Here is a 22,961-nt window from a genome sequence, read left to right as displayed (position 1 = left end):
CGCCCGTGCAATCCGCCGCTCCGCCCTCGCCGCCAGAACCCCTCCGCCTCGCTCCCGCTCGGCACCTCCCCTCAAAGGGGAGGATGGACACGCCCAGACCCTCCCCCGCGCAGCAGAAGCCCTCATCCTCCCCTGCAAGGGGAGGTGGCGCCCGCAGGGCGACGGAGGGGTGTCGCCCGTCGAAACGACCGCTCTACCCTCAGCGCCCGCGCCTCACGGCCCGTCATAACCAATCGCCGCCGCCGCCGCGCCGCTCATGATGAAACCGATCGGCCGCTCGGTTTCTTCCTGCAGATGGCCGATCAGGCTGGCGGTGCGGGCCAGCAGAGAAATGCCCTTCAGTGCGGCCAGCGGGAAGCCGACATCGAGCATCACCGCCGGGATCGCGCCATTCACGTTGATCGGCAGCGGTCGGCCCAGCACGGCGGGCAGGGCGGCCTGCACGTCGCGCAGCGCCTTGATGTGGGCGCCCTCCACGCCATGCTCGGCTGCCAGCTTCAGCAGCAGGTTGGCGCGCGGGTCGCCTTCGCTGTGCTGGGGATGGCCAAAGCCGGGGATGGCCTTTTTCTCGGCGCGCAGCGCCCGCACCGCGGCTTCGGCATCGCCCCCCGCTGCCACGGCTTCCACCACCTGCGCCAGGAACCGCCCGGCCACCTCGGCCGATCCCAGCACCACGCTGCCGCAGCCCAACAGGCCGGCGGCCACAGCGCCGTGGAAGGCCTCGGGCGCGGCGGCATAGGTCATGCGCGCGGCCACCACCGATGGCACCAGGCCATGTTCGGCAATGGCGCACAGCACGGCGTTGGCGAAGAATTTCTGCGTCTCGCTCGGCACCTGGCCGGTCACCAGCATCCAGAAATAGGTGGTGAAATCGGTGTTGCCGATGATCTCGCCGGTCAGATCCTGGCCGCGCACCTTGATCTGGTGGGTATCGGATGTGCAGATGGCGGTGAAGGGGGCATCCTGCTTGCCGATGCGCATGGGTGGGCTCCTCAATATTTCGAAATACGAACTTGCCTTCGATATGCGAAAAGAATAGGGAGGGCAAGCTGGCCGCAGGGCCTGCCGGGCAGTGTGGCCCACGCGCGGTCACCCGCAACCGATGTGCGGTCACCGGCGCGCAGGCTGCGGTCACCGTGCGCCATCGTGCGGGCACGGCGGCACCGGTTGCGGCCACGTTTGCACGGGTTTTCGCAGGTGGGAGGATGGGTGATGCAAGCTGAACAGGCCGCGCTGCCGCTGGCGGGTGTGACCGTGCTGGAAATGGGCACGTTCATCACCGGGCCCTGTGCCGGCATGCTGCTCGCCGATCTCGGCGCCCGGGTGATCAAGGTGGAACAGCCCGGCAGCGGCGATCCCTTCCGCGCCTACAAGGGCACGCTTTATTCCCCGCATTTTCAAACCTATAACCGCAACAAGCAGTCGATCACGCTGGATACGCGCCAGCCCGAAGATCTGGCCGCCTTCGATGCGTTGGCCCGCGATGCCGATGTGTTCATCCAGAATTTCCGCCCCGGCGTGGCGAAGAAACTCGGGGTGGACTGGGAACGGCTGCACGCCCTCAACCCGCGCCTCGTCTATGCCAGCATCTCCGGCTTTGGCAGCAGCGGCCCCGATGCCGACCGGCCGGCCTTTGACACCGTGGCCCAGGCCGCGTCGGGCTTCCTGCGCCTGCTGGTCAATCCCGTGCACCCGCGCGTCGTCGGCCCGGCCATCGCCGATGCCATGACCGGCTTTTATACCGCGCAGGGCGTGCTCGCCGCCCTGTTCCAGCGTACCGCCACGGGGCAGGGGCGGCTCGTTGAAACCTCGATGTTCGAGGCGATGGCTCACTTCAACCTTGATGATTTCACGCATCTTTTTGCCGCCGGCCAGGTGATGGATGCCTATAGCCGCCCGCACGTGTCGCAATCCTATGTGTTCCAGTGCAGCGACGGCCTGTGGCTGGCCCTGCACATGAGCTCACCGCCGAAATTCTGGGAAAATCTGGCCCAGGCCGTGGAACAGCCCGACATGCTGGCGCTGCCGGCCTTTGCCAGCCGCGATGCCCGCATCGCCCATTATGAGGATGTGGTGGCGCATCTGGCGCCGATCTTCGCCACCCGCCCGCGCGCCGACTGGCTGGCCCGGCTGCGCACTCTCGAAGTGCCCTCCGCCCCCGTCGCCACCACGGTGGAGGTGCTGGAGCATGACCAAGCCCGCCATCTGCAGCTCCAGGTCTCCGCCCCCGGCCCGATGGGCGAATTCCGCACCATCCGCTCGCCGATTTCCTTCGATGGGCAACGCAATCTCACCGTCACCGCGCCGCCGCTGCTCGGGCAGGACAATGCCGCCATCCTCGGCCGCCGTGCCGAAGCGGCAGAATAGTTGACCGCGCCCGCCAAAGCCTGCCACACCAAGGCGATGGGTGCGGACAAGGATCCGGAATATCTCTCGACGCTGGAACGGGGGCTGAAGGTGCTGCGCGCCTTTGACGCGACGCGCCCGGAAATGGCCCTGTCCGAAGTGGCGGCCGCCACCGATCTGCCGCCGGCAGTGGCCCGCCGCTGCCTCAACACGCTGGTGGCGCTGGGCTATATCCGCCAGGATGGCCGGCGCTTCCTCCTCACACCCGAAGTGCTGGCCTTCGGCTCGGCCTATCTCTCCTCGATGAATGTCGAGAGCGTCGCGGTGCCGCCGCTGCAGGCGCTGGCCGAAGCGACCGGGGATTCGGTCAGCCTCGCCGTGCGCTCGGGGCGGGAAATCCTCTATCTTGTCCATGTGCCCAGCAACCGCCGCATCCGGCTGGGGGCAGGGGTGGGCACCCGCTTTCCGCTGCATGCCACCTCGATGGGCAAGGTGCTGCTGTCCTACGCCGCCGATGTTGTGGTAGAGGAATTGCTGGCCGCCGGTCCGCTGGCCCGCATGACGGAGCGGACGGTGACCGATCCGGCCGCCCTGCGCGCCCGCCTGGCGCTGGTGCGCGACCGCCAGTACGACAGCGCGCTCGACGAGCTGGATTATGGCATCGTGTCGGTCGCGGTGCCGGTGCGCGATGCGCAAGGCGTGGTGGTGGCTGCGATCAACTGCTCCACCAGCACCACGCGCATCAGCCAGGATGAACTGGTGCGCACGCGGCTGCCGCTGCTGCGCGATGCCGCCGGCCAGATCGAGGCGGAATTGCGCCGCACGCCGATGCTGGCCCGTTCGCTCGCCCGCTGACTGTCCCCATTTTCCACCTGTAGGACACGCCCAACAGCCGCCGGGGTGCGGCATCTGCGCGCGCAAACTTCGCATATCGAACTTGACTTCGCATGCCGAAACGCTATCGCCGATGGTCAAGGCCCGTCTCGGGCCGGGCGTGGCGCGGGAAGGCCACGCCCCAGCATTGGGGAGGCACAAGATGCAGATGAATTTCGCCCGTCACGCGGCCCGCCTGTTGGCCACCTCCGCCCTGGTCGCGCTGCCGGCCTTCGCCCAGACCGCCGAAGCGCCGAAGGACGAGGGCGAGATCATCGTCACCGCCACCCGCCGCGCCGACACGCTGCAGAACACGCCGGCCGCCGTGGCCGCCTTCACCAGCGCCACCATCCAGTCTGCCGGGATCGAGCGGCCGGGTGACTTCATCGGCCTGACCAGCAACGTCAACCTGGTTGAAACCCAGAACGCCGGCAACGCCTTCGTCATCATCCGCGGCATCACCCAGGCCCGCAATTCGGAACCGTCGGTGGCCGTCATCGTTGATGGCATCCAGCAGGTGAACCCGGCCCAATTCAACCAGGAACTGTTCGACATCGAACAGATCGAAGTGCTGAAGGGCCCGCAGGGCGGCCTCTATGGCCGCAACGCCATCGGCGGCGCCATCATCATCCGCTCCAAGGCCCCCACCGATGAGCTCAGCGGCAAGATCACCGCCGGGGTGGACAATGGCTTTGGCTATTATGTGCGCGGCAATGTTTCCGGCCCGGTCGCCGAAAATCTGAAATTCCGCCTGTCGGGCAGCTGGTATGACACCGATGGTTTCATCCGCAACACGTTCCTCAACGAAAAGGCCGATCCGATCAAGGATCTGAACTTGCGCGGCAATCTGCTGTGGAACCCCACCGCCGGCCTCGATGTCGATCTGCGCGTCGCCTATTCCAACCTGCAGACCCAGGCGCTTTATTTCAACATCGTCAACGATGTGAACGACACCTCGCTGCCGGTGCGGGTCAACAACCGCGGCCAGAACGACCGCGAGATGTGGAACGCCGCGCTGAAGGTCAAATACAGCGGCGATTTCGGCACCGTCCAGAACGTCTTCAGCTATGACCGGTTGACCGAAGTGCTGACCGGCGACGCCTTCAACTTCCTGCCGATCCGGGATTCCCTCTTCTTCCAGTTCTTTGGCTTCGACCTCAACCAGAGCCAGTTCCTCGAAGTGGACGCCTGGTCGAACGAGCTGCGTTATGAATCGCCGGCCGACAAGCCGCTGCAGTTCATCGTCGGCTCCTACATGGTCGGCACCAAGCGCTTCATTTCCACCGGCAACATGATCGATACCGGCCAGGGCGTGTTCCCGGTGTTCCGCACCCCGTCGACCGATCCGCGCAACCCGCAGTTCAGCTTCCTGTCCGACAGTCAGGATAACTTCGCCTGGGCGCTGTTCGCCAACACCAGCTGGAAGGTGAACGAGCAGCTGCGCGTCGATGCCTCGCTGCGCTATGACCGCGACACCCGCGAAAACACCACGCTCACCCCCACCGCCTTCCTGCCCAACGTGCCCGGCTTCCCGCAGGGCCGCAGCGGCGATGTGCGCAAGCGCAGCTTCCAGAGCTGGCAGCCCAAGTTCACCCTGACCTACAAGCCGGTGGACAATATCACCCTCTATGGCGGCTGGAGCCGTGGTTTCCGCTCGGGCGGCTTCAACCAGACCGGTGTTGGCGCCGTGGCGGCCGGCAATGGCATCGTCGGCGTCGGCGATATCTTCAACGCCGAAGTGGCCGAAACCTGGGAAGTCGGCGCCAAGACGCAGACCGATGACAAGCTGCTGACCTTCAACGCGGCCGCATTCTCGACCCGCACCGAAAACAGCTATTTCTTCGTCTTCCTGGCCGCCAACTCCACGCAAAACCTCGGCAACGTGCCGCTGGCGCAGATCAAGGGCTTTGAACTGGAAGCCAATCTGCGGCCGATGAAGGGCCTCGATATCAACTTTGGCCTTGGCTATACTGACAGCAACATCAAGCGCTTCGCCGACGCCCGCCGCATCGGCAACGAACTGCCGCTGATCAGCCGCTACACCTTGAATGCCGGCATCAACTATGTCCGGCCGCTCACCGAGGATCTGAACCTCAACGCGCGCGTCGATTATCGCCGCACCGGGCGCACTTGGTGGGATGTCGAAAACTCCACCAGCCGCAACCCGGTGGACATCATTGATGCCCGCCTTGGCGTCTCCACCAACAAGTGGAGCGTGACGGCCTTCAGCCAGAACCTCACCAACAGCATCTACAACGCCGAATTCTCGCCCGGTGGCTTCGTGTTCAAGGCGCGCCCGCGCCGCTATGGCATCGAAGCCAGCTTCAACTTCTGATCGAAAGGCACGAACAATGGCCCGCGTTCTCGTCCTCTATTACTCCTCCTGGGGGCATGTGGAGGCCATGGCCAACGCCGTGGCCGAGGGCGCGGCCAGCGTCGATGGCGTCGAAGCCGTGGTGAAGCGGGTGCCCGAACTGGTGCCCGCCGACACCGCCGCGGCCTTCTTCTACAAGACGGAGCAGGCGGCCGCGATCGCCGATCCGAACGAACTCGCCGATTATGACGCCATCATCATCGGTACGCCCACCCGCTTCGGCAACATGGCGGCCCAGATGCGCAACTTCCTCGATCAAACGGGCGGCCTGTGGGCCAAGGGTGCGCTGATCGGCAAGCTGGGCGGCGCCTTTGTCGCCACCGCCAGCCAGCATGGCGGCCAGGAAACCACGCTCACCAGCATCCACACCACGTTGTTGCACCATGGCATGATCATCGTTGGCCTGCCCTACAGCTTTGCCGGCAATTCGATCATGACCGAAATCAGCGGCGGCACGCCCTATGGCGCCTCGACGCTGGCCGCCGGCGATGGCAGCCGCCAGCCGTCCACCAACGAACTTGACGGCGCCCGCTTCCAGGGCCGCCACACCGCCGAGATTGCGAAGAAGCTGTTTGGTTGATTATCCTTTGGGGGAGGAGAGCATCATGACCATCACCCGCCGTCCCAACCGCCTGCACCACACCGCCTATGTCACCAGGGACCTGGAGGCCACGCGCGCCTTTTACGAGGATGTGATCGGCCTGCCGCTGATCGCGACCTGGACGGAAGCCGACGAGCTGTTCGGCAAGCTGCGCACTTATTGCCACGTCTTTTTCGAGCTGAACGATGGCTCGTGCCTGGCCTTTTTCCAGTTCGCCGATCCGGCTGACCAGGCCGAATTTGGCCCGGAAATCCCGTCGAGCCCGTTCATCCACATCGCCCTGCATGTCGACAAGGACACGCAGGAAGCGCTGGAAGCCCGCATCAAGGCCGCCGGCATCACGGAACCGGCCACCTATGTGCTGGAACATGGCTATTGCCGCTCGGTCTATGTCACCGATCCCAACGGCATGATCCTCGAATTCACCTATGATGCACCCGAAGCGCTTGATCCCGCGCTCGACGCCCAGCGCCGCGCCAACGCCCATGCCGAACTGAAGCGCTGGCTGGCCGGCGATCACACCAACAACAACAATTTCCGCTCGGCCGCGTGATCCAGCCGGCGCCGTCCACGGCGATGGACGGCGCCTTCGCCGGCAGCCGCCTGCACCGCATCCCCGTGCCGGGGGGCGAACTGGTCGCCGAAGTGGCGGGGCAGGGGCCGGCCATCATCCTGCTCCACGGCTGGACGCTGGACCGGCGGCAATGGCGCGGCCAGCGCCCGCTGGCCAGCCGTTTCACGCTCATCGCCCTTGATCGCCGCGGCTGTGGCGACGCCACCGCCCCGCCCGATCTGGCCGAAGAGCCGGCTGACATCAGCCGCGTCGTCACCGCGCTCGGCCTCGGGCGCTATCATCTCGTCGGCTTGTCCCAGGGCGGCAAGGTGGCGCTGGCCCACGCGGCCCAGCGCCCGGCCGGGCTGGACCGGCTGGTGGTGATCGGTGCGCCGATCGATGCCGATCTGCCAGCTCCGCCCGATGCGCTGCCGCTGGCCCATATGGCCGATCTTGCCCGCGCCGGGCGCATGGCTGATCTGCGCGCCTTCTGGCTGGCACACCCGCTCACCGCCGGTCGCCCGGAAGTGCGCGCCGCCATGGCCACCATGCTGGCCCGCTATGATGGCCGTGATCTGGTCGCACCCGGCCGGCCGCTGCGGGTCACCCTTTCTGACATTGCCCGCATCACCGCGCCTGCCACCGCGCTGGCCGGGGCGGATGACACGCCGTGGCGCCGCGCGGTCGCCGCCATGCTGGGCCGGGCCGGCTTTGCCCACGCCCTCGTCCCCGGTGGTGGCCATCTCGCCCCGATGGACGCGGCCGAGGCCACCAACGCCGCGCTGATCGCCGCCCTCACTTGACGTGGGCCACCGCTGCGGCAGCATGGCCGCGCATCCGGGATTTCCCGCAGCTTGACTTGGATGCAGCTGCGTGGCCATTTGTCCGGACAACTTGTGGAGCTTGCCCGCGATGTCTGATCTGCCACCGCCCTACACCGCGCTCACCCGCCACCCGATGCTGGCACGCACCAACCATGACGAGGCGGCGCGGTTCAACTTCCTCACCCACCTGAACCGCTATCTGTCGGGCACGCTGGGGCCGGGGAACCGGCTCGCCTATGATACCCGCGTGCTGCCGGCCTTCCGCGCCGAACATGGCCGCGATCCCGAACATCGCTATGAAATCCGCGATGCCATGAACCAGGACCCATTCCACCGCATGTGGAGCGCGCTCAAGCGCAATTCGATGGAGATGCGCCAGCACAACGGCCGCGCCACCGTGCTGCGCCAGCTTGACGAGCTTGATGCGCTCGCCCGCCAGTTCAACGAGCATTCGGGCCAGCTTGAACTCGATCCCAGCATTCAGCAGCCCGAATATCAGACTGCGGTGGACATTCATTGCCAGCCCGGCGGTTATCACAGCGAGGAACGGCCCGGCGATGTGTCGGCCGGGGCCAATTATGATGTCGGCATCTTTGCCACCACCGGCGGCGCGCTGGGCGGCCTCAACGATGGCGGCGGCCAGGCGGTGGTGGCCTGGGCCAGGAAGGAACGCCCCGGCTGGCAGCCGCAGCGCATCCTCGATGTCGGCGCCACGGTTGGCCACAACGCCGTGCCGATCGCGCTGGCCTATCCGGAAGCCGAGGTGATCGCCATCGACACTGCAGCCGCCTCCCTGCGCTATGGCGCGGCGCGCGCCGCCGGGCTGGGCGCGAAGAACATCAAGTTCGTCCAGGCCAATGGCGAAGATCTGTCGCGCTTCCCCGACAATCATTTCGATTGGGTGCAGACGACGATGTTCCTGCACGAACTGTCGGCCCGGGCGATGCCGAAACTGCTGGCCGAATGCCACCGCGTGCTCAAGCCCGGCGGCCTCATCCTCCACATCGAACAGCCGCAATATTCGGATGCCATGCCGCTGTTCGAACAGTTCATGCGCGACTGGGATGCGTTCAACAACAACGAGCCGTTCTGGAGCGCGATGCACGGCCAGGATCTGAAGCAGGTGATGGCCCGCGCCGGCTTCCCGCTGGAAAGCCAGTTCGTCGTCGGCGTCCGCGCCGTGGTTGATCGCAGCATCTTCCCGGCCGCCGAAACCGATGAGCAGGAGGATTATGGCCGTGCCGCGGTGTGGAACGCCTATGGCGCCTGGAAGCCTGCTGCGCAGGAGCTGGCAGCATGACGGAGGGAGTTGACTGGATCGCCCGCGCCGGCGCCCGCCCCAAGGGCCGCCGCCCGGCCTATTTCGACGATCCTGCCGTTGATCGCCTGCTGTCGCTGTCCATGGCGCTGGTCGCCGAAGTCAGCGTGCTGCGCGAACGGCTGGACACGGTGGAACGGCTGCTGGAGGCCAAGGGCGGCCTCAACCGCGCCGATATCGAGGCCTATATGCCCGACCGCATAGCCGGCGAGGAACGCGGCGAGTCCACCCGCGCCTATATCGCCCGCGTCATGCGCGGCTTCGCGCAAGAGGTCGAAGCCATGGCCAACCCGGATCCGCCGATCATGGATTGGGTGGAGAAATTGTCGAAGGAATAAGGCGCGCGTCACGCGCCCGTCTCGACGAAGGGGGGAGAGGCGATGGACATCGAACCGGTGCTGGTGCTGCGCTGGCTGCACATCATTGCCATGGTCTATTGGCTTGGCGGCGAATGGGGCGTGTTCCAGACCAGCTACAATGTCACCAACCCGCGCCTGTCATTGGATGAACGGCGCCGGCACATGGAAACCGCCTACCGCATCGATATCCTGGCCCGCACCGGCATCATCCTGCTGCTGCCGCTCGGTCTGCACATGGGCCATATCTATGGCCTGCAACCTTATGGCGGTGGGTATCTCACCGCCATGTGGCTGGCGGTCGGGGCCTGGATGGCACTGTGCTGGGCGGCCTTCTTCACCCGCGAAACCGATACCGGCATCCGCCTCACCAAGATCGATGAATATGTCCGCTTCATCCTCATCCCGCTGATCTTCATCGTCGGGATCGGCAGCCTGCTTGGCCACGGCCCGCTCGAAGCCGGGGAAGGCAACCGCTGGTACGCCACCAAGCTCAGCCTCTATGGCTTTGCCCTGTGCATCGGCCTTGGCCTGCGCTTCATCATGCGCGCCTGGACCGTGCGCTTCCGCCGCCTCGCCATGGGCCCCAACCCGGCCGAGGAAGCCGCCCTCACCCGCGAGATCGGCTGGGGCCGGATGATGGCCTATGTCTATTGGATCACCATCTCCGGCATCTGCTTCCTCGGCACGGTGAAGCCCTTCTGATCACTTCAAAATCTGGTTCATCTCCACCAGCACGCCATCCGGATCAAAGAAGTTGCAGCCCATCACCCTTATCTCCGGCCCGCCGTTCCGCCCCGGATAGATCTGCAGCCGCGGTTCGGACGTGAAATGCACCCCCGGCACGGCCTTGGCCGCCTTGCAGCGGCCTTCCACATCATCGGTGTTCATCACCAGCACCACGCCGCCCGGCCCCATGCGCTTGGGGTACGGCTTGGCCTTCAACGTCGGCTTTACCCACTGCATCAGGCCGATCCAGCCCACCCAGGGGTCATTGCTGTTCAGCAGCACCAGCCGCGCCTTGGCGCCCGGCGGGCCGGCGGGTAGGGCAACACCGCTGGTTTCCACTACCGTGTCATAATTCACCTGCATCCCCACCACGTCGCGATACAGCTTCAGGCTCGCCTCCATGTCGCGCACGATGATGGTGGCACGGCGCACATCGGTGGGCAGCCGCTCCTTGGGCTTGTCCACCCCCGGCGCCGTTTGCGCCGTGGCGGCAGCAGCCATCAGGCCAAGGGCAATGATCATGCGTTTCATCGGCTTTCCTCCACGGCACCGCTGGCGATCAGGGCGGCGATCCTGTCTGCATCATATCCCAGCCCCGCGAGCACGGCGCGGCTGTGCTCCCCGGCCTTGGCCAAGTGCTGAGGGGCGCCGGGCCGGCCGCCGGACAGCTCCAGCGGAATGGTTGGCAGCATGGTCTGGCGGCCATCGTCCAGCGTCACCGGCTCCAGGCCCCCGCTGGCCAGATGGGGATCGTCAAACAGCTCCTCCGGCTTGCCAATCGGCGCAAAGGGCATGCCGGTGCCATCCAGCTTTGCCACCACCTCGGCCCGCGTCATGCCCGCCACGATGCTGCGGATCACCGGCAGGATGCGGTCGCGCGCCAGCACCCGGCTGTTGTTCTTGCGCAGCGTTTCATCCGCCCACAGCGCGTCCAGCCCGAACAGCGCGCAGAATTTTTCCCACAGCGCGTCGGTTACCACGCCGATGAAGAGCGGCTCATCCTTGGTCTCGAACACGTCGTAAATCGCCCAGGCCGAAACCCGGGCCGGCATCGGCGCGGCGGGTTTCCCGGTCACGGCAAATTGCGCCATATGCTGGCCCACCAGATAGGCGGTGGTTTCAAACAGGCTGGCCACCACCTTCTGCCCGCGCCCGGTGGCGCTGCGTTCGTGCAGGGCCGAAAGGATGCCGATCACGCCAAACATGCCGCCGGTCACATCGATCACGCTGGCCCCGGCCCGCAGCGGCCGGCCCGGCGGCCCGGTCATATAGGCAAGGCCGCCCATCATCTGCGCCACCTCGTCCAGCGCGGTGCGCTGCTCATAAGGGCCGGGCAGGAAACCCTTCTCGCTGCAATAGATCAGGCCGGGGTTGCCGGCCGCCATCGCCTCATAGCCCAGCCCCAGCCGATCGAGCGCGCCGGGGCGGAAATTCTCCACCAGAACATCAGCGCTGGCAATCAGATCGCGCGCCACGGCAAGGCCATCGTCCGATTTCAGATCAAGGCAGATGCTGCGCTTGCCGCGGTTGTACATCGGGTAATAGCCGGCGCCCGATCCCAGCAGCCGCCGCGTCTGGTCCCCGCCCAGCGGCTCCACCCGCACCACATCGGCGCCCAGCCCGGCCAGGATATGCCCCACCGTGGGGCCCATCACCATATGGGTGAATTCGATGACCTTCAGGCCAGCCAGCGGGGTGGGGGGCGTCATTTCGCCAGCCTTTCGTGATAATCCAGCATCGGGCCAGCGTCTGGCGTGAAGCCATAGAGCGGCTCACCGGGCAGCGCCTCGGCCAGGATCGCCCGCACCGCGATCAGCTTTTCCAGATCAATCCCGGTCTCCAGCCCCATGCTGTTCAGCATCAGCACCAGATCCTCGGTCACCAGATTGCCCGAAGCCCCCGGCGCGAATGGGCAACCGCCGAGCCCGCCCAGGGAAGCATCGAGCGTGGTGATCCCTTCTTCCAGCCCGGCCAGCGCATTGGCCAGGCCCAGCCCGCGTGTGTTGTGCAGGTGCAGCGTCGTCAGCCGCTCCCCCACCTCGGCCCGCACGGCGCGCACCAGCCGCTTCACCTGGGCCGGATCGGCATAGCCCGTCGTGTCCGACAGGCTGAACTCCGCCGCCCCGGCCTCGGCCGCCGCCACCGCCAGCCGCACCACCCGATCCTGCGGCACCGCGCCTTCCATGGTGCAGCCGAATGCCGTTGAAAGCCCCACGGCAAAATGCACGCCGGCCGCGCGCGCGATGGCCGCCACCGCGCCAATCTCGTCGATCATTTCGGCATGGGATTTGCGCACATTCTTCAAACTGTGCGTCTCGCTCATCGAAAAGGGGATCGACATGCCGTGCACCCCCGCCGCCACCGCCCGCGCCGCACCCTTGGCATTGGGCACCAGCGCCACGACGTTCAGGCCCGCAATGGTCCGCGCAAATTCCACCAGTTCGGCGGTGTCGGCCATCTGCGGCAGCAGGCTGGGCGGCACGAAACTGCCCACCTCAATCTCGCGCACGCCGGCCGCCGCCTCCGCCGCAATCCACGCCTTCTTCGCCGCCAGCGGCATGACCCGGCTGATCGACTGCAACCCGTCACGCGGGCCCACTTCGGATACGAGGATCATCGCATTGCTTCCAGATACACCCACGGCCGCACCCCCCGGTCCGCCGCCTCCCACGCATCAATCGCACCCCGCGCTTTCAGCGTCAGCGCAATCGCGTCCAGTCCTTCCAGCAGCATCAGCTTCGCTTCGGCATCTATGGCAAAGCCCACCCCGTTCACCGTCTGCGCCGCCAGATCGATGTGCAGCGTGGCCCAGGCCCAATCCGCCACCGGCAATTCCACCGGCAACAGCCCGTTGCGCAAGGCATTGGCCTTGAAAATGGGGGCAAAACTGGGCGCGATCACCGCCCTGATGCCCCATTCGGCCAACGCCCACACCGCATGTTCGCGGCTCGAACCACAGCCGAAATTCTCGCCGCCCAGCAGGATTTGCGCGCCCGCCGCGCGCGGATCGTTCAGCGGAAAGGCCGGATCCGGCACCCGCGCATCCACGTCCAGATACCGCCAGGGCGCAAACAGCCCGTCGGCAAGGCCGGTGCGCCCGGTGGAGCGCATTTCGCGGCTGGGGATGATGGCATCGGTGTCGACATTGTTGCGAGCCAGCGGAATGGCGACCGAGGTGAGGGCGGTGAACGGCGTCATGCCAACATCCTGGGATCGGCAATCACCCCGGCCAAGGCACTGGCCACCACGGTTTCGGGGCTGGCGATATGGGTGCGGATGCCGGGGCCCTGGCGGCCTTCGAAGTTGCGGTTGGTGCTGCTGATTGTGCGGCTGCCCGGCGGAAAGCCTTCGCCGCCGGCATAGAAACACAAGGAACAGCCGCTTTCCCGCCATTCAAAGCCGGCGGCCTGAAAAACCGCATGCAGCCCTTCGGCTTCGGCCGCCCGCTTCACCGCGCTGCTGCCCGGCACCACCAGTGCCTTTTTGATGCCCGGTGCAATCCGCCGCCCCTTCAGCAGCGCGGCGGCGCGCCTGAGATCGGAAAGCCGGCTGTTGGTGCAACTGCCGATGAAGGCCACATCAATCGGCGTGCCGGCAATCGGCGCACCGGGCGCCAGCCCGATATAATCATGCGCCCGCGCCGGGCCGGCCGGCAGCGCGGCATCGATGGCGATGCTGTGCTCGGGGCTGGTGCCCCAACTCACCATCGGCGCCACCTGGCCGGCATCCAGCGCCAACTCGGCATCGAACCGCGCATCCGCATCGCTGTGCAGCGATTGCCACCAGGGCGCGTCAAAGGCCGCAGGCGCATAACGCCGGCCGGCCAGCGCGGCAAACGCTGCCTCATCGGGCGCGATGATGCCGGTGAAGGCAGCAAATTCGGTTGCCATGTTGCACAGCGTCTGCCGTGCCTCCATGTCCATCGCAGCCACCGCAGCGCCGGCATATTCCACCGCATGCCCGGCCCCGCCGCCGGCACCAAAGCGCGCCAGCAACGCGAGCGCCAGATCCTTGGCCGTCACCCCGGCCGCCAGCCGGCCGTCCAGCCGGATGCGCATCGTCTTCGGCCGGGTCAGGCGCAGCGTGCCCGTCACCATCGCATGTTCGGCCTCGCTGCTGCCGATGCCCCAGGCCAGCGCGCCAAAGGCGCCCTGCGTGCAGGTGTGACTGTCCGGCGCCACCAGCGTGCAGCCCGGCAGCACGATGCCCAGTTCCGGGGAAATGACATGGACGATGCCCTGATCGGGATCGGTCACATCAAAGATGGCCAGCCCGGCGGCGTGCGCGGCGGCGCGCGTTTCGCTGATGAAGCCCTGGCCGCCCGGCATCAGCGTCTGGTCAGATCGGCCGGGGCGGGTGTCGACGATATGATCCATGCCCACGAACACGCGGGCCGGATCACGCACGCGCCGGCCGGCCGCCGCCATGGATTTCAGCGCGGCCGCCCCGGTCCGTTCGTGCAGGAAGATGCGATCAATGGCGATCAGATCGGCACCACCGGGCGTGGTCGCCGCCCGGTGATGGTCCCAGATCTTGTCCACCAGCGTCGGCATCAGGGCTCCAGGCTCTGCCAGTCCTTCGTCACCAGGCTTTCCTGGATGGCGGTGCGGGTTTCCAGCTGGCCGCCCCGGATCCAGTGCCAGGTGCGGCAGCGCTTGGTGCCGCAATCGGAAAGCTGGATCATTTCATACAGATAGAGCGTCGGGTCGCCGGTGCGTTCCCAGAACAGCATCACCGATCGGCTGTGATCATCCTGCCCCACCTCCCAGGCGCTGCCCTTGATCAGTTCATTGTCCCACCACACGCGCTTGTCGCGATAGGCGGCGGGAAAATCGCGGATTTCGGTGCGGCCGTCGGGCCAGCTGTAATGGTTGGTCTGGTGATAGGGCGTCGGGCTGTCATCGCCCAGAAGGCGGCAGAACAGCCGGCTCTTGTGCTCGTCCACCTTTTCGCCGGCGGCGTTGTAATAAGTATATGTGCCGTCCCACACGCCCTCGTGGCGGGCCAGCAGCGGCATGTCTTCACGAATTCCCATCTTGGTCTCCAGTGGCGGTGTGGAAGGCGCGGGCCGAACGGGCCTGCAACAGGGCAAGATGCGCCGCCGCCAGCCGTTCGGGCGTGATGGCGGCAGCATCAAAGGGGATGGCAGTGGCCGCGCTGGCGATGTGCCACGGCCGGAAAAAACAGCCGGCACGCACGGCGCTCCAGGCGCGGGCCAGGTGGCTGCCAAAGCGGTCTGGGGTGAGATCGGGGTAGAGCAAGGCCGGATCGCCCGGGGCGGGGGCTTCGAACGCCAGGCCGGCAAAGCCGCGCTGCCGCGCCACCTCGGCCAGCACCGCATCCCAGGCCGCCCGCCCGCTGCCGCCCGTCCAGTCATCCGACAGGCCGTGGCCGGGCGCATCGATGCCGGCGCCGGCAAACAGGCTGATGGCGCGGCCGGGGGCAGCCACGCGCGCCGTCGCGCCCACCGGCCCGCGCCAATGCACCAGCCCATCAAAATCCGCCGTCACCACCCGGGCAAAGCCGGCATCCGCCGCCTCGCGCAGCGCCACATCGGCCACCGGCGGCAGGCCCAGCAGCCAATCGAGGCTCACCCGCTGGTGATCGGCCGGCGTCTCGACCTTGTCGGCCCGCCAGCCGGCCGGCAGGGCACCCAGCCGATCAATATGCGCCTGCAGCGGATCGCCGGCATAGGCCGAAATCAGCACCGGCGGCACATCCGCATCGGCCGGCGGAATATCGCGCGGCGCACGCAGCACCGCGCCATAGCCGGCGCGATAGGCATCGCCAGCCTCCAGCATCTCGCGCACCGCCTGGTCCACCCGCGCCACATCGGCATGGGCGCCCGGCAGCCGCGCTTGGCCCCGCACATCAAACCAGGGGAAGAACCAGCTCTGTTCCAGCATGCGGTTCCACAGCCAGGTCAGATGCTCGCCATAGGCCGTGGGCTGGAACGGCGGCAGATAGGATTCGCCGAAAATCGCCATCTCCTGCGGCGTCCAGATCGCATAGCCGCCCACCGCCAGCCCAGTGAAGCGCTGCGGATGCCGTTTCAGCGCGGTGACCAGGATGATGCCGCCGGAATGAAAGCCATAGGCCGGGCAACGCTCCAGCCCCAGCGCGTCCATCAACGCCACCAGCCCATCGGCGAAATCGGCAATTTCGGGGCTGCCGGGCAGGGGATCGGATTGGCCAAAGCCCGGCGTGTCGGGTGCGATGCAGGTGAAATACTGGCCCCATTGCGCCATCAGCCCCGCATATTCTGCCGACGAACGCGGGCTTTGGTGCACCATCAGCAACGGCTGGCCGCGCCCGCAGCGGCGATAATGCACGCGCCGCCGGCTGCCATCGGCATTCGTCACATCAATGAAATGGCGGCTGATCATCAGCGCCAATTTGTCCGGACAAATTCCCCTCGACAAGCTTTTTCTTGCACGGCAGGTTGCACCAAGAGGAATCAGGAGGGACGGGGATGACCGTGAAGGGCACCCGCATGGTCAGCGATGGCCGCACGGCGAAGGCAATTTTCGAGGAGGTGATGGCCAATCCGGCCCGCCGCAAGTTCGGATTCGGCCACAAGCTCGCCATCATCAACGTCGATTTCCAGCGCGCCTATACCGACATCGCCGCCTTCGCCACCGCCTATGAGACGGACCCGCGCCAGATCGACCATGTCAATCATATCAGTGCGCTGGCCCGGACGCGCGGCATGCCGGTGATCTGGACGCGCGTCGCCTACAAGGCCGATGCCGCCGATGCCGGCGTGTGGGGCACCCGCACCAACACGCCCGACAGTTTGCAGAACATCAAATATGACAGCGAGCGCCATGCCTATGATCCGCGCGTGATCATCGGCCCGGATGACCTTGAATATACCAAGCGCATGCCGAGCGCCTTTTTCGAAACGCCGCTGGCCAGCTATCTCGTCTGGCACAAGGTCGACACGGTTGTGGTCACCGGCGGCTCCACATCGGGCTGCGTCCGCGCCACGGCGGTCGATGCCCTGTCCCATGGCTATCGCACCATCGTTCCCATCGAAACCTGTGCCGACAAGCACGAAAGCTACCACTTCGCCAATCTCACGGATCTGCAGCTGAAATATGCTGATGTCGAACCGGTGCAGGCGGTGATCGACTGGCTGGAGGCGCAGCCATGATGAGCGAGACGATCCTCCCCAAACTTGTTTGGGGAGGTGGCGCCGAAGGCGACGGAGGGGCAGCGGGCGAAGGCCCCTCCGCCTCGCGTCGCTCGGCACCTCCCCAAACAAGTTTGGGGAGGACCCGCCGGTGATCGAGAACGCCGCCGATCCCGGCCTCTACAACCCGGCGCCCAGCCGCCGCCGCTTCACCTGGCCCGGCGGCGAGACGGTCGCCGTCTGGGTCGCGCCCAATCTGGAATATTACGAGATCGACCCGCCGCCGCACCCGCGCCGCAAGGCCTGGGCCCGGCCGCACCCCGATGTCGTCGGCTTTTCGCACCGCGATCATTCCAACCGCGTCTCGCACTGGCGCATGGCCGATGTGATGACGAAACACGGCTTCCCCGGCTCCGTCTCGCTCTCCGTCGCGCTGTGCCAGCATCACCCGGAGGTGGTTGCCGATGCCAATGAACGCGGCTGGGAATTCTTCAGCCACGGCATCTACAACACCCGCTATGCCTATGACATGGCAGAGGAACAGGAACGCGCCATCATCGAAGATAGCATCGCCACGGTGCGCGCGGCCACCGGCCAGACCATCCGCGGCTGGCTGGCCCCGGCGCTCACCCACACGCCGCGCACGCTCGATCTGATCGCCGAATATGGCCTCAGCTACACCTGCGATCTCTACCATGATGATCAGGTGCTGCCGGTCCACACACGAAGCGGCCGCCTCGTTTCCATCCCCTACAGCCTGGAGGTGAACGATCATTATGGCTTCTTCGTCTACAACATGTCGGGCCGGGACTATGCCGACACGCTGATCCGCCAGTTCGAACGTCTGGCGCAGGAACCCGGCAGCGTGATGTGCATTCCGCTGCACGCCTATCTCATCGGCCAGCCGCACCGCATCGGCCCGTTCGAACAGGCGCTTCGCCACATCGCCGCCGACGGCCGCGCCTGGATCGCCACCGCCAGCCAGATCGTTGACGCCTGGCAGGAGCTGCAGCCATGATCGCCACCCAAATGATCCTCCCCCTCTGGGGGAGGTGCCGACCGGAGGGAGGCGGAGGGGGCGCGCACGGCCTGACCGCGATCCTTCGGCGGCGGAGGTTCTGATGGCGCTCGATCCCGCCTATCTCCACTACCCCCACCGCCGCCACGGCTACGACCATGATCTCTACCCCTGGTCAGCCCTGCACCAGCGCCCGCCGCTGCGCTGGCCCACCGGCAGCGTTGCCGTCTGGGTCTGCGTCTCCCTCGAATTCTTCCCGATCACCCCCACCGACAAGCCATTCCGCGCCCCCGGCCACATGCAGACGGCCTATCCCGATTTCCGCCATTTCACCGCGCGTGACTATGGCAACCGCGTCGGCGCCTGGCGTTTCCTCGAGGCGCTGGCCGCCGCAAACGCCCCGGCCAGCTTCGCCACCAACGCGGCCGTGGCGGAGCGCAATCCCGAACTGCTCGCTGCGGTGCAGGCCGGCGGGCACGAGCTGATCGCGCACAGCACCGACATGAACGGCACCATCGACTCCACCCTGGCCGTCGAGGATGAACGCGCCCTCATCCATGCCGCCCGCGACCGGCTCGCCGCCTGCGGGGTGCAGCCCGATGGCTGGCTCTCCATCGCCCGCAGCCAGAGCTTTCACACAGCCGATCTGCTGGTGGAGGCCGGCTATCGCTACGCCTGCGACTGGGTGAATGACGAACTGCCCTATCGCTTCAACAACGGCCTCATCAACTTGGCCCTGAACCACGAATTGTCTGACCGGCAGATCATCGCCGTGCAGCAGCAATCGGCCGACAGCTGGGCGCAAAGCATGGAAGACGCCTTCGACTGGCTCGCCGCCGAAGCCGCTGCCACCGGGGCCGGGCGCATGCTGCCCATCCATGTCACCCCCTATATCATGGGCCTGCCCTATCGCATCGCCGCCTTCGAACGGCTGCTGGCCCGGCTGGCGGCGCGGCCCGAATGCTGGTTCGCCACCGGCGCGCAGATCGTTGACCAGTTCACCGCGCAGGAGCGGCCATGAAAATCCGCAACCCCCGCACCGGCGAACTGGATCATGAAATCACCCCCGCCGGCCCGGCCGAGGTGGGCGCCGTCGCTGCCCGCCTGCGCGCTGCCCAGCCGGCCTGGGCAGCGCTGGGGCCGGCCGGCCGCGCCGCCGTGCTGGAACGCTTCGCCCAGGCCGTGGAGCGCCATGCTGAGGCTATCATCGCCGCGCTCACCATCGACACCGGCCGCCACGTCGTCTCCCGCATCGAGGTGGAGGGGCTGCCGCGCACCATCCGCCGCTGGGCCGCCCGCGGCCAGCAGTTGATGGCCGGGCTCGACGGCGGCGAAACCCCCAGCGCCGTGCCCGGCATCCTGCTCAAGGGCCGCCACATCGCCTATCCGCTGTTCGGGGCGATTGCGCCGTGGAATTTCCCCGTCGTCCTCTCCCACATCGATGCCATCCCGGCGCTGATGGCCGGCTGCGCCGCGTTGGTGAAACCCTCCGAAGTCACCCCGCGCTTTGTCGTCCCCATGCAGGTCGCCATTGCCGAGGTGCCGGAACTCGCCGCCATCTTCGCCTATGTGCTGGGCGGAGCCGAAACCGGCCAGGCGCTGATCGGCGCGGTGGACTATGTCTGCTTCACCGGCTCCACCGCGACGGGGCGCAAGGTCGCTGAAGCCGCCGCCCGCGCGCTGATCCCGGCCAATCTGGAACTGGGCGGCAAGGATCCGATGATCATCCTGCCCGGTGCCGATCCGGCTGCCGCCGCCCGCCTCGCCCTGCGCGCCAGCGTGGTCGCCACCGGCCAGGCCTGCCAGTCGATCGAGCGGGTCTATGTGCCGCGCACCCTCGCTGAACCCTTCCTCGCCGAACTCACCGCCCGCGCGGCCGAGGTGCGGCCCAACTGGCCCGACATAAATGTCGGCGAACTCGGTCCGTTCATCCTGGCCGCCCAGGCCGAAAAGGTCGGCGCCCAGATTGACGACGCGCTGGCCCGCGGCGCCCGCCTGCTCGCCGGCGGCAAGCCCGAACAATTGGGCGGCGGTTGGTATATGCGCCCCACCGTGCTGGTGGATGTGACGGCGGACATGGCGGTGATGGCGGAAGAGACCTTCGGCCCGGTCATCCCGGTCACCATCTATGACTGCGTGGATGATGCCATCACCATGGCCAACGCCAGCGTCTATGGCCTGTCCGCCGCCGTGGTCGGGCCGCAAAGCGAGGCCGAAGCGGTGGCGGCGCGGCTCGAAGCCGGCGCCATCTCGATCAACGATGGCGCGCTCACCTCCATGGTCTGGGATGCCACCAACTCGTCCCAGAAATTGAGCGGGCTCGGCCCCAGCCGCATGGGCGATGAAGGCCTGCTGCGCTTCTTCCGCAAACAGGCGCTGATCATCCAGACCGGCCAGCCGCTGCCGCTGGCGGCCTATGCGGAGCGCGGCGCATGAGCAAACGCGCCGCCCTTGCTGCCGCCATGCCCGCCATGTTGCTGCACGAAGGCCATTGGCAGGGCTGGTATCGCGATTTTTCGGCGGACGGCCAGTTGCTCGACGCCCGCCGGGTGAAAACCTGGTGCGAATTTCCGGACAGTGGCCCGTTCCACTATGTCCAGCACAATTGGCTGGAATGGGAAGACGGCCGCACCGCCACCTATGCGTTCGGCGGCACGCTGGTGGGCGACCGGCTGCATTGGGAAACTGACCGCTTCGCCGGCTATGGCTGGCAGACGGCGGAGGATGTGCTGATGCTCCGGCTCGACCGCCGCGACGTGGCCGATGCCTATTATATCGAGATGATCGCGCTCGCCGCTGACCGGCGCACCCGCGCGCGCACCTGGCAATGGTTCCAGAACGGCGCGCCGTGGAAATGGACCCTGTGCAACGAGGAGAGACCCTGATGCTCACCGCCCTGATGCTGATGGCGCAAGCGGCGGCGGCCCAGCCCGCACCGGCCCCGGCCTGCAACGCGCCGGTGATCATGATCGTTTCCGGCCCCACCCACGACCGGGCGCGCATGCTCGCCTATGGCAAGGCCATCGCCGACAGTGGCCTGTATCAGAAACTCGGCGGCTATTATGTCAATCTGGCCTTCCCGCAGGCGATCTTCGAGGGCGATGCCCCCAAGGGCTATGTCAACCTGATCGTGCGCTTCCCCTGCATGGCCAACGCCCGCGCCTTCTGGTTCTCCAAGGAATATCAGGAAAAGATCAAGCCGCTGCGGCTGAACCCGTCGGCCGGCGATTATATTGTCACAGTCTATCCCGAAGCGCCCTTGCGGGCTGACATGATCGGCAAGGTGGGTGACAATGCGTACAAGACGCCGTTCAGCGCCGAGGGGATTGCACAGGTGGAGGGGGCAAAACCATGAGCGTCGAGCTGCAGCACGGCATGAAGCCGGACTTGACCGCGGAGGAAGCTGCGCGTGGCCGCTTCGTCTCCGGCATCCGCAGCCTCATCCTCAACGATCTCGCCGCCGACATGAAGGCCGCTTACGACCGGCGCGCTGCCCCCGCCTTCGCACGCGCCCACGGCCGCCCGCCGCAGACGAGCGCAGAGGCGCACAAGGCGCTGCGCGGCGATCCGGCCTTCAACATCTATTCCGCCATGCGTGTGCAGGCCCAGAAGATGGTGTGGGCCAGCGTGGCCGACAGCGTGGAGCGCGAGGCCGACCGGCTCGCCGCTGCCGCCAATGCGGCCGGCGGCAAGGTCCAGCTCAACCCCGCGCTCGCCGTGCCGAAGAATGTCGGCGCCATCGAGGTGCATCTGATGCCCGGCAGCTACACCCGCGGCGGGGACAGCGTGGAGGCCGGCGCCGTCTATGATCGCGGCCTGGCGGTCTTCTCCATGGGCCTGATGGGCGCCAATCTCGATGATATCGGCCTGTCGATGAGCCGTTACATCGCGCTGAAATATCCGGAATTTTCGCCCACCCGCATCCTCGATACCGGCACCACCATCGGCCACAACACGCTGCCGTGGAAACAGACCTATCCCGGGGCCGAGGTGATCGCCATCGATGCCGCGCCCGGCGGCCTCGTCTATGGCGCGGCCCGCGCTGCCATGCAGGGCCAGGATGTGCAGTTCGTGCAAATGTGTGCCGACAAGCTCGACTATCCCGATGCCAGCTTCGATCTCGTCTGGTCCTCGATGTTCCTGCACGAATTGTCGAAGAAACAACGCGCCGCCGCCCTGGCCGAGGCGTATCGCGTGCTGCGCCCCGGCGGCCTGATGCTGCACATGGAATTGCCGCCCAACGCCGAAATGAGCGCCTTTGACGGTTTCTACCTCGATTGGGACTCATGGTATAATGAGGAGCCCTATTACAAGGGCTATCGCGATGAAATCCCGCAAGAAAATTGCATGAAGGCCGGCTTTGCCGCTGCCGATTGCTTCCAGTTTGTCGTGCCCTCCATCGGCATTTATGGCGAACGGGCCATCGCCGATCTGGTCGCCAGCGAAGCCGCCGAGGCCGTGGGCCAGGCCACCACCGGCCGGCTGGCCGAAGGCGTGATGTGGTTCGGCTTTGGCGCGTGGAAACGGTGATGAGCGAAACGCACAAAGGAGACTTGGGCCCCGACGACACCCCGCCCGGCCTCTATGACGAGACCGGCAACGCCCGCTTCTTCGCCGATCCCGCCATGGACCGTTTTGTCGCCGTGGTGATGAACATGGCCCAGGAACTCTGGGTGCAGGAAGAACGCCTCCTGGCATTGGAAGAGGCCAAGGGCGCACCACCGGCAGACCGCGACGCCAAACTCCAGGCCTTCATCACCCGCATCTTCGCCCCCATCCGCGGCGCCTGACGCTCCTCCCCAGCCGCAGGATGGGGAGGTGGCGGCGAAGCCGG

At 66.6% G+C, this 22,961-nt stretch carries 25 protein-coding genes; 17 read left to right on the top strand and 8 right to left on the bottom strand.

Features of this window, described 5'->3' with window-relative positions; genetic code table 11:
- Nucleotides 1-213: 213 nt before the first annotated feature.
- Nucleotides 214-981: a citryl-CoA lyase gene (locus tag AC6BOR_RS02420; RefSeq protein ID WP_086116448.1), complete on the bottom strand. Its 768-nt coding sequence runs from the start codon at nucleotides 979-981 to the stop codon at nucleotides 214-216.
- A 231-nt stretch (nucleotides 982-1,212) separates the two neighbouring features.
- Between AC6BOR_RS02420 and AC6BOR_RS02415 the strand changes: the two genes are divergently transcribed.
- The 9 genes from AC6BOR_RS02415 (at nucleotide 1,213) to AC6BOR_RS02375 (ending at nucleotide 9,950) form a co-directional block, all read left to right on the top strand.
- On the top strand, nucleotides 1,213-2,367 hold the full coding sequence (locus AC6BOR_RS02415) for a CaiB/BaiF CoA transferase family protein (protein WP_498059632.1): 1,155 nt from the start codon (nucleotides 1,213-1,215) through the stop codon (nucleotides 2,365-2,367).
- A gap of 36 nt (nucleotides 2,368-2,403) precedes the next feature.
- Entirely contained in the window at nucleotides 2,404-3,201 is a 798-nt protein-coding gene (locus AC6BOR_RS02410; RefSeq protein WP_498059631.1) for an IclR family transcriptional regulator domain-containing protein, read from the top strand.
- A gap of 181 nt (nucleotides 3,202-3,382) precedes the next feature.
- Nucleotides 3,383-5,554 (top strand): TonB-dependent receptor, encoded by a 2,172-nt coding sequence (locus tag AC6BOR_RS02405; RefSeq protein WP_498059630.1) that lies wholly within the window; start codon nucleotides 3,383-3,385, stop codon nucleotides 5,552-5,554.
- A gap of 16 nt (nucleotides 5,555-5,570) precedes the next feature.
- The gene (wrbA, locus tag AC6BOR_RS02400; protein WP_498059629.1) at nucleotides 5,571-6,173 is read left to right on the top strand and encodes an NAD(P)H:quinone oxidoreductase; all 603 of its coding nucleotides are present in this window, start codon (nucleotides 5,571-5,573) and stop codon (nucleotides 6,171-6,173) included.
- A 25-nt stretch (nucleotides 6,174-6,198) separates the two neighbouring features.
- Nucleotides 6,199-6,747, top strand: a complete 549-nt coding sequence (locus AC6BOR_RS02395; RefSeq protein WP_498059628.1) for a VOC family protein — start codon at nucleotides 6,199-6,201, stop codon at nucleotides 6,745-6,747.
- Nucleotides 6,744-7,550, top strand: a complete 807-nt coding sequence (locus AC6BOR_RS02390; RefSeq protein ID WP_498059627.1) for an alpha/beta fold hydrolase — start codon at nucleotides 6,744-6,746, stop codon at nucleotides 7,548-7,550. The genes AC6BOR_RS02395 and AC6BOR_RS02390 overlap by 4 nt, the downstream gene beginning before the upstream one ends.
- A 109-nt stretch (nucleotides 7,551-7,659) precedes the next feature.
- Nucleotides 7,660-8,871, top strand: coding sequence for a class I SAM-dependent methyltransferase (locus AC6BOR_RS02385; protein ID WP_498059626.1), 1,212 nt, complete (start codon nucleotides 7,660-7,662; stop codon nucleotides 8,869-8,871).
- Nucleotides 8,868-9,227, top strand: a complete 360-nt coding sequence (locus AC6BOR_RS02380; RefSeq protein ID WP_498059625.1) for a hypothetical protein — start codon at nucleotides 8,868-8,870, stop codon at nucleotides 9,225-9,227. The genes AC6BOR_RS02385 and AC6BOR_RS02380 overlap by 4 nt, the downstream gene beginning before the upstream one ends.
- A gap of 42 nt (nucleotides 9,228-9,269) precedes the next feature.
- Nucleotides 9,270-9,950 carry a hypothetical protein gene (locus AC6BOR_RS02375; protein ID WP_086116440.1) on the top strand — a complete coding sequence of 227 codons (681 nt, stop codon included), beginning with the start codon at nucleotides 9,270-9,272 and terminating at the stop codon, nucleotides 9,948-9,950.
- Here the strand turns inward: AC6BOR_RS02375 and AC6BOR_RS02370 are convergent, their stop codons facing one another.
- From AC6BOR_RS02370 to AC6BOR_RS02340, 7 genes are read right to left on the bottom strand one after another with little or no spacing between them, the layout of a single operon-like run.
- The gene (locus AC6BOR_RS02370) at nucleotides 9,951-10,505 is read right to left on the bottom strand and encodes a VOC family protein (protein WP_498059624.1); all 555 of its coding nucleotides are present in this window, start codon (nucleotides 10,503-10,505) and stop codon (nucleotides 9,951-9,953) included.
- A complete protein-coding gene (locus tag AC6BOR_RS02365) occupies nucleotides 10,502-11,683 on the bottom strand; it encodes a CaiB/BaiF CoA transferase family protein (protein WP_498059623.1) in 1,182 nt (393 codons plus the stop codon). The genes AC6BOR_RS02370 and AC6BOR_RS02365 overlap by 4 nt, the downstream gene beginning before the upstream one ends.
- A complete protein-coding gene (locus AC6BOR_RS02360; RefSeq protein WP_498059622.1) occupies nucleotides 11,680-12,591 on the bottom strand; it encodes a hydroxymethylglutaryl-CoA lyase in 912 nt (303 codons plus the stop codon). The genes AC6BOR_RS02365 and AC6BOR_RS02360 overlap by 4 nt, the downstream gene beginning before the upstream one ends.
- Nucleotides 12,588-13,172 carry a 3-isopropylmalate dehydratase small subunit gene (gene leuD / locus AC6BOR_RS02355; protein WP_498059621.1) on the bottom strand — a complete coding sequence of 195 codons (585 nt, stop codon included), beginning with the start codon at nucleotides 13,170-13,172 and terminating at the stop codon, nucleotides 12,588-12,590. Before leuD ends, AC6BOR_RS02360 begins: the two co-directional genes overlap by 4 nt.
- Nucleotides 13,169-14,527 (bottom strand): 3-isopropylmalate dehydratase large subunit, encoded by a 1,359-nt coding sequence (locus AC6BOR_RS02350; RefSeq protein ID WP_498059620.1) that lies wholly within the window; start codon nucleotides 14,525-14,527, stop codon nucleotides 13,169-13,171. The genes leuD and AC6BOR_RS02350 overlap by 4 nt, the downstream gene beginning before the upstream one ends.
- Complete coding sequence (locus tag AC6BOR_RS02345) at nucleotides 14,527-15,009, bottom strand: DUF3598 domain-containing protein (protein ID WP_498059619.1); 483 nt, start codon at nucleotides 15,007-15,009, stop codon at nucleotides 14,527-14,529. Before AC6BOR_RS02345 ends, AC6BOR_RS02350 begins: the two co-directional genes overlap by 1 nt.
- A complete protein-coding gene (locus tag AC6BOR_RS02340; protein WP_498059618.1) occupies nucleotides 14,996-16,360 on the bottom strand; it encodes an alpha/beta hydrolase in 1,365 nt (454 codons plus the stop codon). The genes AC6BOR_RS02345 and AC6BOR_RS02340 overlap by 14 nt, the downstream gene beginning before the upstream one ends.
- An 86-nt stretch (nucleotides 16,361-16,446) precedes the next feature.
- Between AC6BOR_RS02340 and AC6BOR_RS02335 the strand changes: the two genes are divergently transcribed.
- The 8 genes from AC6BOR_RS02335 (at nucleotide 16,447) to AC6BOR_RS02300 (ending at nucleotide 22,917) form a co-directional block, all read left to right on the top strand.
- Complete coding sequence (locus AC6BOR_RS02335) at nucleotides 16,447-17,130, top strand: isochorismatase family protein (RefSeq protein ID WP_498059617.1); 684 nt, start codon at nucleotides 16,447-16,449, stop codon at nucleotides 17,128-17,130.
- Nucleotides 17,131-17,260: 130 nt separating this feature from the next.
- Complete coding sequence (locus AC6BOR_RS02330; RefSeq protein ID WP_498059616.1) at nucleotides 17,261-18,127, top strand: polysaccharide deacetylase family protein; 867 nt, start codon at nucleotides 17,261-17,263, stop codon at nucleotides 18,125-18,127.
- 103 nt (nucleotides 18,128-18,230) lie between these two features.
- The gene (locus tag AC6BOR_RS02325) at nucleotides 18,231-19,148 is read left to right on the top strand and encodes a polysaccharide deacetylase family protein (RefSeq protein WP_498059615.1); all 918 of its coding nucleotides are present in this window, start codon (nucleotides 18,231-18,233) and stop codon (nucleotides 19,146-19,148) included.
- Nucleotides 19,145-20,563, top strand: a complete 1,419-nt coding sequence (locus AC6BOR_RS02320) for an aldehyde dehydrogenase family protein (RefSeq protein ID WP_498059614.1) — start codon at nucleotides 19,145-19,147, stop codon at nucleotides 20,561-20,563. Before AC6BOR_RS02325 ends, AC6BOR_RS02320 begins: the two co-directional genes overlap by 4 nt.
- Nucleotides 20,560-21,012, top strand: a complete 453-nt coding sequence (locus AC6BOR_RS02315) for a hypothetical protein (protein WP_498059613.1) — start codon at nucleotides 20,560-20,562, stop codon at nucleotides 21,010-21,012. Before AC6BOR_RS02320 ends, AC6BOR_RS02315 begins: the two co-directional genes overlap by 4 nt.
- Nucleotides 21,012-21,482 (top strand): DUF1330 domain-containing protein, encoded by a 471-nt coding sequence (locus tag AC6BOR_RS02310; protein ID WP_498059612.1) that lies wholly within the window; start codon nucleotides 21,012-21,014, stop codon nucleotides 21,480-21,482. Before AC6BOR_RS02315 ends, AC6BOR_RS02310 begins: the two co-directional genes overlap by 1 nt.
- Nucleotides 21,479-22,657: a class I SAM-dependent methyltransferase gene (locus AC6BOR_RS02305; RefSeq protein WP_498059611.1), complete on the top strand. Its 1,179-nt coding sequence runs from the start codon at nucleotides 21,479-21,481 to the stop codon at nucleotides 22,655-22,657. Before AC6BOR_RS02310 ends, AC6BOR_RS02305 begins: the two co-directional genes overlap by 4 nt.
- A complete protein-coding gene (locus AC6BOR_RS02300; RefSeq protein ID WP_498059610.1) occupies nucleotides 22,657-22,917 on the top strand; it encodes a hypothetical protein in 261 nt (86 codons plus the stop codon). Before AC6BOR_RS02305 ends, AC6BOR_RS02300 begins: the two co-directional genes overlap by 1 nt.
- Nucleotides 22,918-22,961 lie beyond the last annotated feature (44 nt).

The organism is Sandarakinorhabdus sp. FBCC-B8862, from assembly GCF_059745315.1.
The sequence above is the reverse complement of the archived record's forward strand: the minus strand, read 5'-3'. Positions and strand labels throughout refer to the sequence as shown.